General features: G+C 43.2%; 9 protein-coding genes. 7 read left to right on the top strand and 2 right to left on the bottom strand.

The annotated features are described in order from the left end of the window. Positions 1 to 166: 166 nt before the first annotated feature. Positions 167 to 1108, bottom strand: a complete 942-nt coding sequence (locus AC5JL8_RS00405) for an N-acetylmuramoyl-L-alanine amidase (RefSeq protein ID WP_495877801.1) — start codon at positions 1106 to 1108, stop codon at positions 167 to 169. A 550-nt stretch (positions 1109 to 1658) separates the two neighbouring features. Here AC5JL8_RS00405 and AC5JL8_RS00400 point away from each other — a divergent pair. From AC5JL8_RS00400 to nblS, 7 genes are all read left to right on the top strand, one after another. Further along, positions 1659 to 1793 carry a hypothetical protein gene (locus AC5JL8_RS00400; protein WP_495877800.1) on the top strand — a complete coding sequence of 45 codons (135 nt, stop codon included), beginning with the start codon at positions 1659 to 1661 and terminating at the stop codon, positions 1791 to 1793. A gap of 216 nt (positions 1794 to 2009) precedes the next feature. Further along, positions 2010 to 5819, top strand: coding sequence for a magnesium chelatase subunit H (bchH, locus tag AC5JL8_RS00395; RefSeq protein WP_495877799.1), 3810 nt, complete (start codon positions 2010 to 2012; stop codon positions 5817 to 5819). A gap of 150 nt (positions 5820 to 5969) precedes the next feature. Continuing rightward, the gene (locus AC5JL8_RS00390; RefSeq protein ID WP_495877798.1) at positions 5970 to 11444 is read left to right on the top strand and encodes a trifunctional serine/threonine-protein kinase/ATP-binding protein/sensor histidine kinase; all 5475 of its coding nucleotides are present in this window, start codon (positions 5970 to 5972) and stop codon (positions 11442 to 11444) included. Then, entirely contained in the window at positions 11422 to 11619 is a 198-nt protein-coding gene (locus AC5JL8_RS00385) for a hypothetical protein (protein ID WP_495877797.1), read from the top strand. Before AC5JL8_RS00390 ends, AC5JL8_RS00385 begins: the two co-directional genes overlap by 23 nt. Positions 11620 to 12118: 499 nt before the next feature. Then, positions 12119 to 12568, top strand: a complete 450-nt coding sequence (locus AC5JL8_RS00380) for an orange carotenoid protein N-terminal domain-containing protein (RefSeq protein ID WP_495877796.1) — start codon at positions 12119 to 12121, stop codon at positions 12566 to 12568. 848 nt (positions 12569 to 13416) lie between these two features. Further along, a complete protein-coding gene (purD, locus tag AC5JL8_RS00375) occupies positions 13417 to 14703 on the top strand; it encodes a phosphoribosylamine--glycine ligase (RefSeq protein ID WP_495877795.1) in 1287 nt (428 codons plus the stop codon). Between the two features lie 225 nt (positions 14704 to 14928). After that, positions 14929 to 16860 carry a two-component system sensor histidine kinase NblS gene (gene nblS / locus AC5JL8_RS00370; RefSeq protein ID WP_495877794.1) on the top strand — a complete coding sequence of 644 codons (1932 nt, stop codon included), beginning with the start codon at positions 14929 to 14931 and terminating at the stop codon, positions 16858 to 16860. Between the two features lie 168 nt (positions 16861 to 17028). Here the strand turns inward: nblS and AC5JL8_RS00365 are convergent, their stop codons facing one another. Beyond that, positions 17029 to 17400 carry a hypothetical protein gene (locus tag AC5JL8_RS00365; protein WP_495877793.1) on the bottom strand — a complete coding sequence of 124 codons (372 nt, stop codon included), beginning with the start codon at positions 17398 to 17400 and terminating at the stop codon, positions 17029 to 17031. Positions 17401 to 17891: the final 491 nt, after the last annotated feature.

Below are 17891 nucleotides of genomic sequence, written 5' to 3'. Positions count from 1 at the left end.
TAAAACTGCTTTTTTTCTTACTCTATTTGTGCAAGGTGTCTAGTGATTAGCACGCTATGAGACTAAAATAATAAAATTGCCAATCAAGCTTATTTAGTTTTTTGCATGATTGGCAATTACAAAATTTACCGTAACAGACTCTGTACTAGTTATTAATAGCCCATAACTAACCAATTAATTTCTGCCAGGAAGCAGGGCCAATAATTCCATCGGCAACTAAACCAGCTTGCTTTTGAAAGTTTTTTACTATCAACTCTGTCTGTGGCCCATAGACACCATCGACTTCAACACCTAAACGGTATTGTAAGTACCGAATTACTGGGCCACCAGCGTGATTTGGTCGAATGATTCGTTTGGCTAAAATGAGATTAATTGCATCCCATGTAGCTTTGTCAGCAGTTCCAGTTTCTGGAACCCCAGCAATTTCTTGAAACTTTGCTACCGCAGAGGTGGTGGCATTGCCTGCTAGGTTATCTTCTACTAAAGGCTTACCATTTTTATCAGTTATTTTCAACCGATTCAAGGCTTTTTGCAGCCTGAGAATAGTGGTATCTATATTATGCTCTTCATCTGGTACTGGGTTTACAGGAACAGTTGGTAATTTACCTGTTAAGCCTTTAACAATTGCATTGGCGATCGCTTCCGGGTTATAAAGACTCATATCTTTTTGCGAATCTAGGAAGCAACTTTCTACAAGAATCGCAGGCATATTTGTATTTCTTAGGACAAATAAGTGGGAACCACTCTTAACACCACGATTAAAAAATCCTAATTTAACGATTTCATCTAACACAGGTTTAGCAATTTTCCTGCTGGTGTCGCTACCAGCAAATACTTCTGTGCCATTTGCTTGTCGGTTAAAGCTATTAAAATGAATAGAAACAAATACATCAACTTTGTTGGCATTAGCTTTATCACATCTTTTAGCAAGTGATTCGCCGACTTTACTAGCTCTATCTGGTTTACATGGTATGACTTCGTGCCCTAAAGCTTTTAGCTTTGTAATAACTCTATTTCCTACGTCTAAAGTTAAGTTATCCTCGAATTTGATTCCTCTAGCTCCAGTGTCTGGAGGGCAATTATGCCCAATATCAATTCCAAATTTCATTTTTTTAGCCTCCGCTTATTTTCATAATAGATTAAATTTTCGGCAAGTTTTTCTAGCTCACTTTTATCATTTCAAAAACAGAAAAATAAAGTTTCTATTCTAACAATTTATTAGCTTTTATATCTAGTTAAATTGCTATACATCTACTTACCTCTATTCTGAACCGAAAAAATGCCATCACTAGCAAAGCTTTATAACACAAAGCTCGCTATTTGGCTCTAAGATAAATTATAAAATAAGTATAAATAAATAACTTAAACATAAAGTCTATTAATTATAACAAAACTTTTTAACTTCTATCTTTTAAATTAAGAGCCTTAACAATAGAGATTTATTTCTATTTGTCTATATATTAATTATCAATCAAACAAATTATTCGGTTTTTAGATTACTCTTCATCAAAATAGACACCTGTGACAAATCCACATAGTTTGATTTTAAACTCGAAAACATCGTTTAATGTGATAATTTCTTGGCAACCACGTAAACCTGTTAGGGCTGACGCAAAAATATTATTCGTTAAGGCAGGATGTAAGGGTATGGAGATGTAATGCTGTTGAACACTTACACACTCGTATACCTTAATACTCTACCCACCCAAACCTTTGATTTTTCCTTTTTATACGTAAGTCCTGGCAATACAGACGACATGGGTAAAATTTTAGCAACAGAAGATTATGAATGAGGGCAGTGATGAAATTAAAGTTAATTTTCCCAGCTTGACTGTTTGGAGGCACTGATTTCCCTACTACCCCGAAACACTGTCAATGTTATGGATATCTTTGAATATTTTGAGCAGTTTGCCAAAAAGAAATTAATCATCACTGTAGATAGATATTCCACAATCAGCCGGAAAGCTTGTTTAAGATCGAAGTAAAGAAATATTTCGTAGCTTACGGGCATGAAACGCATCGTCTTGATTGCTGGGTTTGAATCGTTTAACGCTGACTTATATAGAAAAGCAGCTTTTGTGGCTAACTCTCGCTGTTCTGAGTTGGACATTCGGGTGTTTAGCGATCGCGATATTACCACCAAGCGCCAGGAAGTAGAAGCAGCACTACAAGACGCTGATGTATTTTTTGGCAGCTTGCTATTTGATTATGACCAAGTTTTATGGTTGCGCGATCGCCTGACGCAAATTCCCATCCGTCTGGTGTTCGAGTCAGCTTTGGAATTGATGAGTTTAACGAAGCTGGGTGACTTTGCCATTGGCGATAAACCCAAAGGTATGCCAAAGCCAGTTAAATTCATTCTTGATAAATTTAGTAATGGAAGAGAAGAAGACAAACTCGCTGGTTATATTAGCTTTTTAAAGGTAGGGCCGAAACTACTGAAATATATACCAGTGCAAAAAGTCCAAGACTTACGCAACTGGTTAATTATCTATGGTTACTGGAATGCTGGCGGGCCAGAAAACGTCGCCTCATTATTCTGGACACTGGCGGAAAAATATTTGGGGCTAAAAGTTGGCGATATCCCCGCACCTGTTGAGACTCCCAACATGGGGCTATTGCATCCAGACTATCAAGGATTTTTTGAATCACCCCGCGAGTATTTGGAATGGTATCAGCAGAGGAAGGACGCGGGGACAAGGGGACACGGGGACAAGGGGAATCAAGAGGACACGGGGACAAGGGGACACGGGGACAAGGGGAATGTAAATGGAAATTTCTCCGCGTCACCCCGTCTCTCAATCTCCGCGTCAGTCACTCATCCAGTTGTGGGAATTCTGCTGTATCGCAAACACGTTATTACCAAACAACAATATATTCCCCAACTAATTCGCCGTTTTGAAGCAGCTGGGTTAATTCCTTTACCGATTTTCATCAACGGTGTGGAAGGACACGTAGCTGTCAGAGATTGGATGACAACCGACTACGAACTTCAGCAAAGACAAGTTGGTAATATCGAAACTCCCTCACTTTCCCAAGAAGCCGTGAAGGTGGATGCTGTTGTTTCCACAATTGGTTTTCCTTTAGTGGGTGGCCCTGCTGGTTCAATGGAAGCAGGACGTCAGGTAGAAGTAGCAAAACGCATCCTCACTGCCAAAAATGTACCTTACTTCGTTGCTGCACCACTGCTAATACAAGATATTCACTCTTGGACACGCCAGGGTATCGGCGGCTTGCAAAGTGTGGTGTTGTACGCTTTACCAGAACTGGATGGGGCAATTGATACTGTTCCCCTTGGTGGTTTGGTGGGAGAAGATATTTATTTGGTTCCCGAACGAGTGCAGCGCTTGATTGGCAGGGTGAAAAGCTGGGTAGCTTTGCGGCAAAAACCTGCATCTGAACGCAAAATAGCAATTATTATGTATGGCTTCCCCCCTGGTTACGGTGCTGTGGGTACAGCTGCATTATTAAATGTGCCGCGTAGTCTCTTGAAGTTGCTTCACGCACTCAAAGACCAAGGTTACACCGTTGGGGATTTGCCTGATGATGGGGAAGAGTTGATTCGCTGGGTGAAGGAGGCGGATGAGGAGATCGGAACCACAGATGAACACAGATTAACACAGATGAAGCAAGGCATTAATCGGGATTCATCAGCGGTTAATACTGTCAATGTCCGGGATTTAGAAAAATGGTTGGGATATCTGCAAACATCTCGCGTTGAAAAACAATGGAAATCTCTCACGGGGACTGGGATTAAAACCTATGGTGATGAATTTCAAATTGGTGGTGTGCAGTTAGGAAATGTCTGGATAGGTGTGCAGCCACCTTTGGGTTTACAAGGCGACCCGATGCGGTTAATGTTTGAACGAGATTTAACTCCTCATCCTCAATACGCTGCTTTTTATAAATGGTTGCAAAATGAATTTGAAGCTGATGCTGTGGTTCATTTTGGAATGCACGGTACAGTGGAATGGTTACCTGGTTCGCCTTTGGGTAATACGGGTTATTCTTGGTCGGATATTTTGTTGGGAGATTTGCCTAATCTATATATATATGCGGCGAATAATCCTTCGGAGTCGATTTTGGCGAAGCGTCGCGGTTATGGGGTGTTAATTTCACATAATGTACCGCCTTATGGTCGTGCTGGTTTGTATAAGGAATTGGTAGCGTTGCGAGATTTAATTGCTGAGTATCGGGAAGACCCGAAAAAGAATTATGCACTGAAGGAAGCTATTTGTAAAAAGATTGTAGATACTGGTTTGGATGCAGATTGTCCGTTGGCGGATGCTAAGAAGTTGGGGATTCCTTTTAGTTATGAAAATGTGCGGATGTTTAGTGCCCATGCTTTTGATGATTATTTGGTGAAGTTGTATGAGTATTTGCAGGTTTTAGAAAGTCGGTTGTTTTCTTCTGGGTTGCATACTTTGGGGGAAGAACCAGATGAAGAGAGGTTGGCGGGGTATTTGGAGGCTTATTTTGGAAACGAACCGCAGAGGCGTGAAGGACGTGAAGGAGAAGAAATAAGAGATTTGTTGATGCAATCTACGGATGAGTTAACAAATCTATTAAGGGGTTTGAATGGGGAATATATTCCGCCTGCGCCTGGTGGTGATTTGTTACGGGATGGGCCTGGTGTGTTACCTACTGGTAGGAATATTCATGCTTTAGATCCCTACAGAATGCCTTCTCCTGCGGCTTATGAACGAGGACGAGAAATCGCTCAAAAAATTATTGCCCAGCATTTACAAGAACATGGGAAATACCCGGAAACTGTGGCGGTGATGTTATGGGGATTGGATGCGATTAAAACTAAGGGTGAATCGTTGGGTATTTTGTTGGAGTTAGTCGGTGCTGAACCTGTGAAGGAAGGAACAGGAAGAATTGTGCGTTATGAATTAAAACCTTTGGCCTCGCTGGGACATCCCCGAATTGATGTGTTAGGAAATCTATCGGGAATTTTCCGAGATAGTTTTGTGAATATCATCGAATTGTTGGATGATTTGTTTCAACGGGCTGCTGATGCTAAGGAACCGGAAGACCAAAATTTTATTAGAAAACACGCTTTAGCTTTAAAGGCGCAAGGTGTGGAGAATGTATCAGCGAGATTGTTTTCTAATCCTGCGGGAGATTTTGGTTCTTTGGTGAATGACCAAGTTGTTGATGGTAACTGGGAATCTGGCGAGGAGTTAGGTAATACCTGGCAAAGCCGCAATGTGTTTAGTTATGGGAGACAAGATAAAGGCCAAGCTAGACCAGAAGTGTTAAATACTTTGTTGAAAACAAGCGATCGCATTGTTCAAGAAATCGATTCGGTAGAATATGGTTTAACCGATATTCAGGAATATTACGCTAATACTGGTGGTTTGAAGAAGGCCGCAGAAAAGCAACGCGGTAAAAAGGTAACAACCAGTTTTGTAGAAAGTTTCTCGAAAGACACCACACCCCGCAACTTAGATGATTTACTGCGGATGGAATACCGCACAAAGTTGGTAAATCCCAAATGGGCCCAAGCAATGGCTAATCAAGGTTCTGGTGGTGCGTTTGAAATATCCCAACGGATGACAGCGTTAATTGGTTGGGGTGGTACTGCTGATTTTACTGATGATTGGGTATACGACCAAGCAGCAGATACTTATGCCTTAGATACAGAAATGGCGGAGAAATTACGCAAGGCGAATCCAGAAGCTTTTCGCAATATTGTAGGCAGAATGTTGGAAGCGCACGGGCGGGGTTTCTGGCAAACCGATCAAGAGAAGTTAGATAAATTACGCCAATTGTATGAATTAACGGATGAAGAGTTAGAGGGTGTGACAGTATAAGCAATTACTTGAAGGAAGAACCAAATAGAAAATGAATAATAAGAAAAATAAAAACTAATAACCCCTACGGTACAACCACCACAAGTCGTGGGAATGCTAACTCATGAACGCAAGTTATAAAACATGGGTAGGCTAAAGAAGGTTAATGCCATGCTGAAAGTTTCCGATTATATCATTAGCGAGCAAATTTACGCAAGTACAAGAACCTTGGTATACAAAGGCATTCGTGCAAGCGACCAAATACCTGTAGTTATAAAGGTCATGCAGAACGAATACCCTAGCTTTAGTGAAATTGTTCAGTTCCGCAATCAGTACACGATCGCCAAAAACCTGGACATCCCTGGCATTGTCCGACCCTATAGCCTGAAAAGGTACCACAATGGCTATGCCCTAGTCATGGAAGACTTTGGTGGTATTTCTTTGACTGCTTACGCCAGGGAGCAGCAAAGCACGGAAGATATACCAGATGAGGGGGAATCCCAAGCTAAACTTCAAACTCTAAAATCTCAAATTCCACTTACCGACTTTCTAGCGATCGCGATACAAATAGCGACAATCCTCGACGAACTCCATCGCGGAAGCGTCATTCATAAGGATCTCAAACCTGCCAATATTTTGATCGATCCCACCAGCCAGCAAGTGAAGTTGATTGATTTTAGCATTGCGTCGTTGCTGCCAAAAGAGACGCAAGCGATTCAGAACCCGAATGTGCTGGAAGGAACGCTCGCTTACCTGTCGCCCGAACAAACCGGACGGATGAATCGAGGCATCGACTATCGCAGCGATTTCTACTCTCTTGGTGTCACCTTCTACGAACTGCTGACTGGGCAGTTACCGTTCCAGTCCAGCGATGCGATGGAACTCATCCACTGTCATCTAGCAAAGCAGGCAGTGCCTGTATATCAAGTGAATCCTGCGGTGCCTCAAGTGCTATCAGAGATAGTGGCAAAGCTGATGGCGAAGAATGCCGAAGACCGCTATCAGAGTGCATTGGGATTAAGGCATGACTTGGAAATTTGCTTGTTGCAGTGGCAGGAAACGGGTCAGATTGAGTCGTTTGCTCTGGGACAACGGGACATTTGCGATCGCTTTCTCATCCCCGAAAAGCTCTATGGACGGGAAGCTGAAGTCAAAACCTTGCTGCAAGCATTCGAGCGCGTCAGCAATGGTAAGACGGAAATGCTGCTGGTTGCCGGATTTTCGGGCATTGGCAAAACGGCTGTCGTCAAAGAGGTACATAAGCCGATTGTGCGTCAGCATGGCTACTTTATCAAAGGCAAGTATGACCAGTTTGGGCGCAACATTCCATTAGCCGCTTTTGTACAGGCATTCCGGGATTTAATCGGACAACTGCTCAGTGAAAGTGATATTCAACTGGAGCAGTGGAGGACGAAGATTCTCGATGCCGTCGGGGAAAACGCTCAAGTTCTGATTGAGGTGATTCCAGAACTAGAGCGCATCATCGGACATGTGCCGACTGTACCGGAACTTTCTGGTAGTGCGGCTCAGAATCGCTTCAATTTGGTGTTCCAGAAGTTTGCCCAGGTGTTTACCAGAGTGGAGCATCCGCTAGTGCTGTTTTTGGACGATCTGCAATGGGCGGACTCAGCATCACTCAAGTTGCTGCAACTGCTAATGACGGATGCAGGACATCTACTGGTAATTGGAGCGTATCGAGACAATGAGGTGAACCCGGCACATCCCTTGATGCTAACGCTGGCTGAGATCGAAAAAACAGGCGCGATCGTCAATACAATTACCCTGGCTCCCCTACAGCAAGCGAATCTCAACCACTTAGTTGCGGATACACTCAGTTGCTCGACTTCTTTTGCGCGTCCGTTAACCGAGTTAGCGTATCAAAAAACGAAAGGTAATCCCTTCTTTGCCACACAATTTCTCAAATCGCTACACGAAGATGGACTGATTGCGTTTGATTTTGAGGTGCGTCATTGGCAGTGCGATCTTGCTAAGGTAAAAGCACTGGCACTGACTGATGATGTAGTGGAGTTCATGGGGTTGCAGTTGCAAAAACTGCCTCAAAACACTCAGGAAGTACTGAAGCTAGCTGCCTGTATTGGCAACTCTTTTGATTTAGCAACGCTGGCAATTGTCCGCGAGAAATCCCAAACAGAAACCGCCGCCGATTTGTGGAGAGCCTTACAGGAAGGATTAATTCTGCCTGTAAGCGAAGTTTATAAGTTTTACCAGGGAGATACTCATCAAGAAACTCAACTACCAACGGTAGAGAATCAGCGAGCTAAGTATCGGTTTTTGCACGATCGCGTCCAACAAGCCGCCTATTCCCTGATTTGTGATGACCACAAGCAAGCCACTCACCTCAAAATCGGACAACTACTGCTGCACGCAACTTCTGACACAGAACAGGAAGAGAAATTATTCGATATTATCGGGCATTTGAATTTAGGCAGACAGTTGCTCACCCAACCTCAGGAGCGAGCTGATTTAGCCGAGTTCAATCTCAACGCGGGACGGAAAGCGAGGACATCGACTGCTTACGCCGCAGCGCTTGAGTTTACCAACGTGGGTATTGGCTTGCTCAAGGCAGACTGTTGGCAGACTCAGTATGACTTGGCATTGGCACTGCATGAGACAGCCGCAGAAGTTGCATATCTGAGCGGTGAGTTTGAGCAGATGGAACAGGCGATTGAGACTGTCATTCACTGCGCTAAAACACGCCTCGATCGAGTCAAAGTTTATAAAACTAAAATTGAAGCGCAGGTATCGCATAACAACTTGCCAGAGGCAATCTCAACAGCGCGACACATTCTCAAACTATTTGGCGTAATCTTTCCAGAAAATCCAACTCCAGATGATATTCAATACACTATTCAAGAAATTTCCCAATTAATTGCTGCTAGAAATATCGAAGATTTAATTCACCTGCCTGTGATGACAGATGCAGAGCAACTGGCAATTATGCAAATCTCATCCAGTGTCATCGTAGCGTCTTTTGTATCAGGCTCTCCATTATTCCCGTTGATTGTTGGCTTACAAGTCAAATTGTCAATTGTGTCGGGAAATACTCCCCTTTCAGCCTTTAGCTATGCTTGTTACGGGATTGTCTTGGTGATGATTTTACAAGATATCCATAGGGCTTATCAGTTTGGGCAGCTAGCCCTAAACATTGTCTCAAAATTTGACGTCAGAGACGATAAACCGAATACGTTTTCAGCACTCGGATTGTTCATTATTCATGGTAAATCCCATATTCGAGAAACGCTGTCTGTTTTCAAAGAAGGCTATCATGCTGCTCTAGAAGTGGGAAACCTGGGGTTTGCAGGATATAATGCTCACGGATTTTGCCTCAATTCCTATTGGAGCAGTCAACCACTAATCACCTTAGAGCCAAAAGTCCGGGCTTACGCTTGTGCGCTGTTCAGCCTCAAGGAAATCACTTCGTTGAACTATTGCCACATTTACTGGCAAACCATATTAAATTTAGTTGGCAACACAGCCCATCCCTGTGTTCTCTCAGGCGAAGCCATGCAAGAGGAGGAATTACTGTCCCGGCTGTTAGGCTCTAATGACCAATTTGGGCTGTATTTCTTTTACCTGCATAAATTTACCCTGTGCTTCTTACTGGGAGATGTTGCTCAAGCTTTGGAAAACGCAGCCCAGACAAAACAATATTTCATGGCAGGCGCTGGCACTGTTGGCGAACCTGTACTTTATTTCTATGACTCGCTGGCTGCTCTTGCTAGCTATTGTGACAGTTGTGTTGAGCAAGAAACTCTACTTCAGCGTGTTGCTGAGAATCAGGCGAAATTGCACCACTGGGCGCACAATGCTCCAATGAATTACCTGGATAAGTGGTATTTAGTCGAGGCAGAACGACATCGGGTATTGGGCAACAAAGCAGAAGCAATCGAGCATTACGATCGCGCGATCGCCCTTGCCCAAGAAAATGAATACCTCAACGAAGAAGCCCTTGCCAACGAACTTGCCGCCAAATTCTACCTAGCATGGGGTAAAGAAAAGATTGCTCAAGACTATCTGCTCAACGCCTACTACGCCTATAGCCGTTGGGGAGCCAAAGCCAAAGTAAACGACTTAGAACAATGCTATCCCCGACTGCTTGCCCCCATCCTGCAACAGCAACAAACCCAATTCAAAACCGGTGAAACGATCCTTTCCTTCAATAGTACATCCGCAACCTCACACAGCAGTAGTATTTCAACTGTGCTGGATTTAGCCACCATTCTCACAGCCTCCCAGACACTTTCTCGTGAAATTGAACTAGAGAAGTTGCTTTCTACCTTGCTGCAAATTGTGATTGAAAATGCTGGGGCTTCTAAGTGTGTATTCTTACTGGTCAAAGATGATAGTTTAGTGGTTGAGGCAATTGCTTTTAGCACGCCTGGGGCGAACACCCAACTTGAACCCCCAGGCAACCTAGTTTCTATCCTTCCATCCGTTCCGGTAAATGCCAGCCAAGAAATTCCCCAAACCTTAATTAATACAGTTAAGCGAACTCTGTCACCTGCTGTAATTACTGATGCCAGCGTTGATATCAAATTTGCTACTGACCCTTATATTCTCCAAAAACAGCCAAAAAGTATTCTGTGCAGCCCCATCCTCAACCAAGGTAAACTGATTGGCATCCTGTATTTAGAAAATCACCTAACAGTAGGAGCGTTTACAACTGATAGGGTGGAACTACTTAATCTGTTAGTTTCCCAAGCAGCAATATCTTTAGAAAATGCTCGTCTCTACCAAAAAGCACAAAATTATACTCAACAACTAGAAAAATCATTAGAAGACCTCAAACAAGCACAACTGCAACTAGTACAAAGCGAAAAAATGTCAGCCTTGGGGAACTTAATTGCAGGTGTGGCACACGAAATTAACAACCCCATTGGATTTATTGCTGGTAATATCGAACCAGCTTTAAACTATGTAAAAGATGTGTTTGGTGTGGTTGATTTATATCAAGAAAAATTCCCCAACCCAGGCACAGAAATTGAAGATGAAATCGAAACTATCGACCTAGATTATATACGTTCAGATTTACCTAAATTGCTTTCTTCCATGAAACAAGGAGTGCAACGCATTCGCAGTATATCAAACAGTTTGCGTACCTTCTCTAGGGCAGATACGGAAGATAAAGTAGCCTTTAACATCCATGATGGCATTGACAGCACCATCCTTATCCTCAAACACCGCCTCAAAGCCAATGAAAATTGTTCGGCAATTGAAGTAGTTAAAGACTACGGAAACATACCACAAGTTCAGTGTTTTCCTGGGCAACTCAATCAGGTATTTATGAACCTGCTTGCCAATGCTATTGATGCCTTGGAAGAGTCAAACATAGGACGCAGCATAGAAGAAATTCAAGCCAGACCCAATCGCATTACAGTCAAAACCTCAATGAGTGAGGACACAAAGCAAGTAGTAATAAGTATCAAAGATAACGGAATGGGTATGACTGAAGAAGTTAAGCAACGTATTTTTGACCATCTGTTTACTACTAAAACTGTTGGCAAAGGTACAGGGTTGGGGTTAGCGATCGCTCGTCAAATTGTTGTGGAAAAACACGGTGGAACTATTAATGTGAGTTCAACAGTGGGAGAAGGAGCAGAGTTTGCGATTAACATTCCACTTTAGCTATAACAGGCTTCTGCCCCGCACTTTACCGGAGGTAATACCAAAACGGCAACGGACTCGACAATATTATTATCAACGCCAGCGGACTCGACGACATTATTATAGACGAGACGCTATCGTTAACCATATCGTCATGGAGAATGGGCACTTGTGCGCGATCGTCATGGACGATTAATGTATGAGTGGCAGCGTTATTAGTAAACTTTACACCCAATTTTCCCAAGGAATCTTTGTGCGTAAATCCTAATCTACGCAGACTTGTTCGAGATAAGACTTACACAAAAAACCTCTCAAACTCCATTTCTCCGTGTCACGCCAGTTACTACAACAGGGAGACAGCCGCGTGGTGAGGCAGCGCGGTGTGGGAGAGGTTCATCGAACTCACGTTTAGTTAGTAAATAGGAACTAAGGACTGCGGATAGGGCAATAAGTATTGCCATGCTTTGTCGTGCCGATGATTTCTCTGCCTTTTGACTGGTTTCTATCTATCGATTTTGCGTAAATATTCTATCTTTTTGTAGTGCCCTATCTCAGACTTAACTATATAACCTGAATAGAGACACAAGCAGAACAACTCAATTTTTTTACTTTGGAGATTAATTTACTTTTTTCCATAACAAATACCAAACTACAGCTATTACCACAAGAATTTAACTAATTTATCGAGGGTTTTTATGACTACTACAAATACCAATTTTTTAGAACAAGCTGTATCAAAATTCCAAAATTTAAATGTAGACGATCGCCTGACAGTGTTGGCATTACTTTATACTGAAGTTTCTGACGAAGTTCCTGCAATTACTCTCAATGATACCCCAAATGAAGGTAATGCCAATTTGGTTGGAGAAATTCAGAAATTACCCCAAGCAGAACAGCTATTAGCGTTGCGACAGTTGCTAAGTCAAGATGAAGTAGGTGAAAAGACTATTTCTACCCAAGAGTATGCCGCAATGGATGCTGATTCAAAATTGGCTTTTTGGTATCAGCTAGCCCAAAATTTAGGAACTTCAATCATCGGCGTGCCCGATGACTATATACCTTCTGAACAAGCAGCAGAAGTATTAGATTTACTTGACACACCAAACCTTGAAGCATTAGTAAATTTCTTGAAGCAAGTGTTGTAAAAATTTGAAGACCGAAGTTATCAATTTTGGATAAATAACCGTGGGTGAATTATAGGCTCACCCACAGATGGTTAATTTTTTGAAACTTATTTTTTGAAAACTTAATAGACATCAACTAGGTTGAGTCATTCTAAAAGCAAGTGATTGCTGCTGAGGTAACTTTGATAGTTTCAGCAAGATAAAAAATATTACTTAAACTTTACTTATTACCTCATGTATCTATGATTGAGAGACAATAAATATACAAGCAAAAAAAGGCAGAATAAAGCAACCTCTGGTTTTATCGCTTATTGAAAGCCTCAGATGTTTCTCAGATTCCTACAAGTGGAGGTAGAAAATGTTGCCCAATATTGTAGCTCCTGATCCTAGTACTTACGTTATCGTCAAAATTTCCATGCTGATTTTGGCGCTGTTAGTGTTGATGATTATATCTGCCGCCCCTGCCGTTTAGAAGAAGGCTTATCGTTTAGGCTCACGCAGAGATAAAGCAACGCTCTTGCTGAAATTTAGGGCAGAGATTTTGATGGGTCTTCCTCTGTTTTTCTTGATTTTCTAAACTCGCTAATCCTCTTTCCTTCTGCTCTGTAGCTTGAAAATAAAACTTCGACCATCAATGTAGATATTTCAATGCCCCATGCCCTATGCCCATTTTCATACTTGGCGGTGAAACTTTTTCATTAGGAGTGCCTTGTTTGTGCAAGCATTCCTAAAGCATAGTAGGTGAATACTTGGGAATAGCGATCGCATATTTAATAAAAAGACTTGCATAAGCACAAGAATTGGTGAAAAAATTGATCCGCGAGTAACCACAGGGCGTTCTCGTTTCGCAAGGAACGTAAGAGGAAATAGTGAAAGTTTTAGTTGTAGGGAATGGGGGGCGCGAACACGCTCTGGCGTGGAAATTACTGCAATCCAAGCAAATTGAACAAGTGATTTGCGTACCTGGAAATGGCGGTACGGCAATTATGGAACGTTGCCAAAACTTGCCTTTAGCAGTAGATGACTTTAAAGGAATCAGCCAATTTGCCTTGGAAAACGGCATCTCTCTGGTGGTAGTTGGGCCAGAAGTACCCCTGGCAAAGGGTATTACAGATTATCTCCAGTCACAAGGACTGATGGTATTTGGCCCTGTGCGATCTGGGGCGCAAATTGAGGCGAGTAAGGCTTGGGCTAAAGCCCTGATGCAAGAAGCGGGGATTCCCACAGCTAAGTCAGCAGTTTTTACCGAAGCAGCAGCAGCCAAATCTTATGTAAAAGCCCAAGGCGCACCAATTGTTGTCAAAGCAGATGGCTTGGCGGCTGGTAAAGGTGTCACTGTTGCTGAAACAGTAGAACAGGCACACAGTGCCATTGATGTGATGTTCCAAGGGCAGTTTGGCAGTGCTGGCGAATTTGTGGTGATTGAAGAATGTTTGATTGGGCAAGAAGTTTCGGTTTTAGCCTTAACTGATGGCTTAACAATTCGTCCTTTGCTACCAGCTCAGGATCATAAGCGGATTGGTGAAGGTGATACAGGGGAGAATACTGGCGGGATGGGAGCTTATGCCCCAGCACCCATTGCCACACCAGAGTTGATGGTAAGAATTCAACAAGAAGTCTTAGAAAGAGCGATCGCCACCTTAAGATCCAAGGGCATCGATTATCGAGGTGTACTTTACGCCGGATTGATGATTACACCAGACGGCAATTTTAAAGTTTTGGAATTTAACTGTCGGTTTGGCGATCCCGAAACACAGGTGATTCTGCCATTATTAGAAACACCTCTAGAAGAGTTGATCCTAGCCTGTGTAGAGCAACGCTTAGGGGAAATGCCGCCGATTGTTTGGAAACAGGGAGCAGCCGCCACCGTCGTCGCCGCTGCTGGGGGTTATCCTGGAGTATATGAGAAAGGCAAAGTAATTAGCGGAACTGAGCAAGCAACAACTGCGGGAGTAACTGTATTTCATGCAGGCACAAAGTTAAATGAGCAGCAAAAAGTAGTAACTGATGGTGGTCGAGTGTTAAATGTCACAGGAATAGGAGAAAATTTTGAGCAAGCGATCGCCCAAGCCTACGCTGGCATCAAATCTATCCACTTCGAGCAGATGTATTACCGTAGAGATATAGGTCATAGAGTGCTGAGGGCTGAGTCGTGAGTGCTGAGTAACAGGCAATAGGGAATAGGGAATAAGGAATAGGCAACAGTCATTAATTATTCTCCTTGTCCCCTTGTCCCCGTGTCCCCGTGTCCCCTCGTCCCCTTGTCCCCCTGCCCCCTGTCCCCTTCCCCGCTGCCCCTCTCCAACATGATTGTCAAATTAACTGTTAATTTTTTAGTTGTTGGGGTTTATTAATAAAACTACTAACAACTTTTATTTAAGATGCTGGCTCTTTTGAAAACAATTCGAGAAACGATCGCAAATTGGTGGTCAGATTTCACCCTCCAGACCAAGCTGTTGGCTGTTGCCACGTTGGTAGTTTCTTTAGTGATGAGCGGTTTAACCTTCTGGGCCGTGAATACGATTCAGCAGGATGCCCGGATGAATGACACCCGCTTTGGTCGTGACCTTGGGCTGCTGTTGGCTGCCAATGTTACCCCGCTAATTGCCGACCACAATCTCACTGAAGTTGCCCAATTTTCCCAACGCTTCTACAGCAGCACCTCTAGTGTGCGTTATATGCTCTATGCTGACGAAACTGGCAAAATCTTTTTTGGAATTCCTTTCTGGGAAACAGAGGTTAAAAACTCCCTAACAATTGAACGGCGGATACAACTGCCGGAAGATTACCCTGGTGATGGCGACAAGCCAATGGTGCGGCAACACATGACTCCAGATGGAGCTGTCACAGATGTGTTTGTGCCCCTAATCGTCAATAAAAAATATTTGGGTGTCTTGGCAATTGGCATTAACCCTAACCAAACTGCTGTTATATCCACCAATTTCACCCGCGATGTCACCATTGCAGTTTTTATCACAATTTGGGTAATGGTAATTTTGGCGGGAGTCATTAACGCTTTAACCATCACCAAGCCGATTAAAGAACTACTGGTGGGGGTGAAACAAATTGCTGCCGGGAATTTCAAACAGCGAATTGACTTGCCACTAGGAGGCGAACTAGGAGAGTTAATTTTAAGCTTTAATGACATGGCAGAGCGCCTGGAAACCTATGAAGAGCAAAATATTGAGGAACTAACAGCAGAAAAAGCCAAACTAGAAACATTGGTTTCGACGATCGCCGATGGTGCTGTGCTGATTGACAACAATATGCAGGTAATTTTAGTCAACCCCACAGCACAGCGAATTTTTGCTTGGGAAAATGAGAATGTTGTCGGTAGCAATGTTTTGTATCACTTGCCGCCAGCCGTGCAAATGGAAGTCACCCGTACTTTATACGAAATGGCCGCAGGTGAATGCGAAAGTGCCGAATTTCGGATTGCTTTGAACCAACCTACTAAACGCACTATCCGCATTCTCTTAACTACAGTTCTCAATCAACAACGAGAAAGCATCAAAGGTATTGCCATCACTGTGCAAGATATTACCCGCGAGGTCGAACTTAACGAAGCCAAAAGCCAATTTATCAGCAACGTTTCTCACGAACTGCGAACGCCCTTATTTAACATCAAATCTTTTATTGAAACTTTGCACGATTACGGCGAAGACTTGAGTGTAGAACAACGCCAGGATTTTTTACAAACTGTTAATCATGAAACCGATCGCCTGACACGCTTAGTTAATGATGTTTTGGATTTATCCAAACTAGAATCTGGCCGCAACTACAACTTTGATGGGCTAGATTTAGCGCAAGCGATCGAGCAAACCCTACGTACTTACCAACTTAATGCCAAGGATAAAGGCATTGAACTAATTCAAGAAGTTGCCCCCCAATTACCGCTAGTATTGGGTAACTATGATTTATTGCTACAAGTATTAGCTAATTTGGTTGGTAATGCTCTCAAATTTACTAAAGCTGGTGGTAAAGTAGCAATCCGCGCCTATCAACTCGACCGCAAGCATAACTCTCATTATCAGTCGCCTCCGGTGCGCGTAGAAATTTCTGATACTGGCATTGGTATTGCCTCAGAAGACCAACAAGCAATTTTTGACCGATTCTTCCGCGTAGAAAATCGCGTTCACACCCTAGAAGGCACAGGTTTAGGCCTATCAATTGTGAGAAATATCATGGAAAGGCATCGCGCTAAAGTCCACTTAGTGAGCGAAGTTGGGGTGGGCACTACTTTTTGGTTCGACTTAACCGTGTTTGAGGAAGAACCAGCACCCTTAGTTATTCAGGCAGCGAATGCAGTTTAAACCCCACTTGAAAGAGTGCTGAGTATTGAGTGCTGAGTGGTGAGTGGTGAGTTCTGAGTAATAATTTCTCCCCTTGTCCCTCAATGCCCAATCCCCAATCCCCAATCCCCAATCCCCAATCCCCAATGCCCAATGCCCAATGCCCAATCCCCAATCCCCAATGCCCTCCTATGATGTTGACAGTGCAATCAGCAAACAGATTAATAATAAACCCAGTAACAAAAGTAACCCTTGATTGCGCTTTATCCAGGTTTTTACAGTTACACCAAAGCTTTTAGTATAAGCCTGCTGTTGCAACTCTAATTTGCTCTCTTCCAGATTTTGATAAAGCGTACAGTCTTTGGCATGAGGACGTTGGGGAAAGTTGCAAGTGTCGTCAGCATGATAAGTGCAACTATCACACAGATATCCATCCCCGGTGGCACGGTGCAAGGGAATACCAGGATGACCGTAAGCTTTAAGAGTTGTGCGGCAATAAGGACAAGTAATAGCCTTATTATCAACTAGTTGATGGCAGCGGGGACAAGATACAGTAGCCACAGCCTAATGGTAAATAGGTAAACATTTTGATTTTAGCCATTTCTGAGGAGGAAGGGGCTGGGCATTGGGCATTGGGTATTAGGGATTGGGCATGGGGCATTGGGGATGCAGAGGGAGTGAATGACTGTATCAAAATTTTCGTGAAATGGTATCGATCTTCTAAAGAAGACTTTAGCTATTAGCCTCTGAATGAATTCTGAGGCGGTTGTTGGGACTAATGCAAGATTAATGACAGAACTTACGCACTCAGATCCCCCAACCCCTTTAAAAAGGGGCAGCCCTGCGCCCTTGCGGGTTAAGCGACTCCCTCAGTGGCGTGGCTTTAGACGTTCCCCCTTTTTTAAGGGGGGTTAGGGGGGATCAGGGTTTGAGACTTCAGTGCGTAAGTCCTAAATGAGTCTTTGAGGTGGATGAACGAGTCTTTGATACTCGTTAATGAAGCTTTGAGGGAGATGAACGAGTCTTTGATACTCGTTAATCAGTCTTTGAGG

The organism is Mojavia sp. (assembly GCF_059505145.1).
This window is presented reverse-complemented; position numbering and strand designations above follow the sequence as displayed.

Excerpts from the sequence above, each read along its gene's own strand:
- AC5JL8_RS00380 (WP_495877796.1), top strand. The coding sequence starts at position 12,119 with ATGACTACTACAAATACCAATTTTTTAGAACAAGCTGTATCAAAATTC.
- AC5JL8_RS00405 (WP_495877801.1), bottom strand. The coding sequence starts at position 1,108 with ATGAAATTTGGAATTGATATTGGGCATAATTGCCCTCCAGACACTGGA.
- AC5JL8_RS00400 (WP_495877800.1), top strand. The coding sequence starts at position 1,659 with ATGCTGTTGAACACTTACACACTCGTATACCTTAATACTCTACCCACC.
- nblS (WP_495877794.1), top strand. The coding sequence starts at position 14,929 with ATGCTGGCTCTTTTGAAAACAATTCGAGAAACGATCGCAAATTGGTGG.
- AC5JL8_RS00390 (WP_495877798.1), top strand. The coding sequence starts at position 5,970 with ATGCTGAAAGTTTCCGATTATATCATTAGCGAGCAAATTTACGCAAGT.
- bchH (WP_495877799.1), top strand. The coding sequence starts at position 2,010 with ATGAAACGCATCGTCTTGATTGCTGGGTTTGAATCGTTTAACGCTGAC.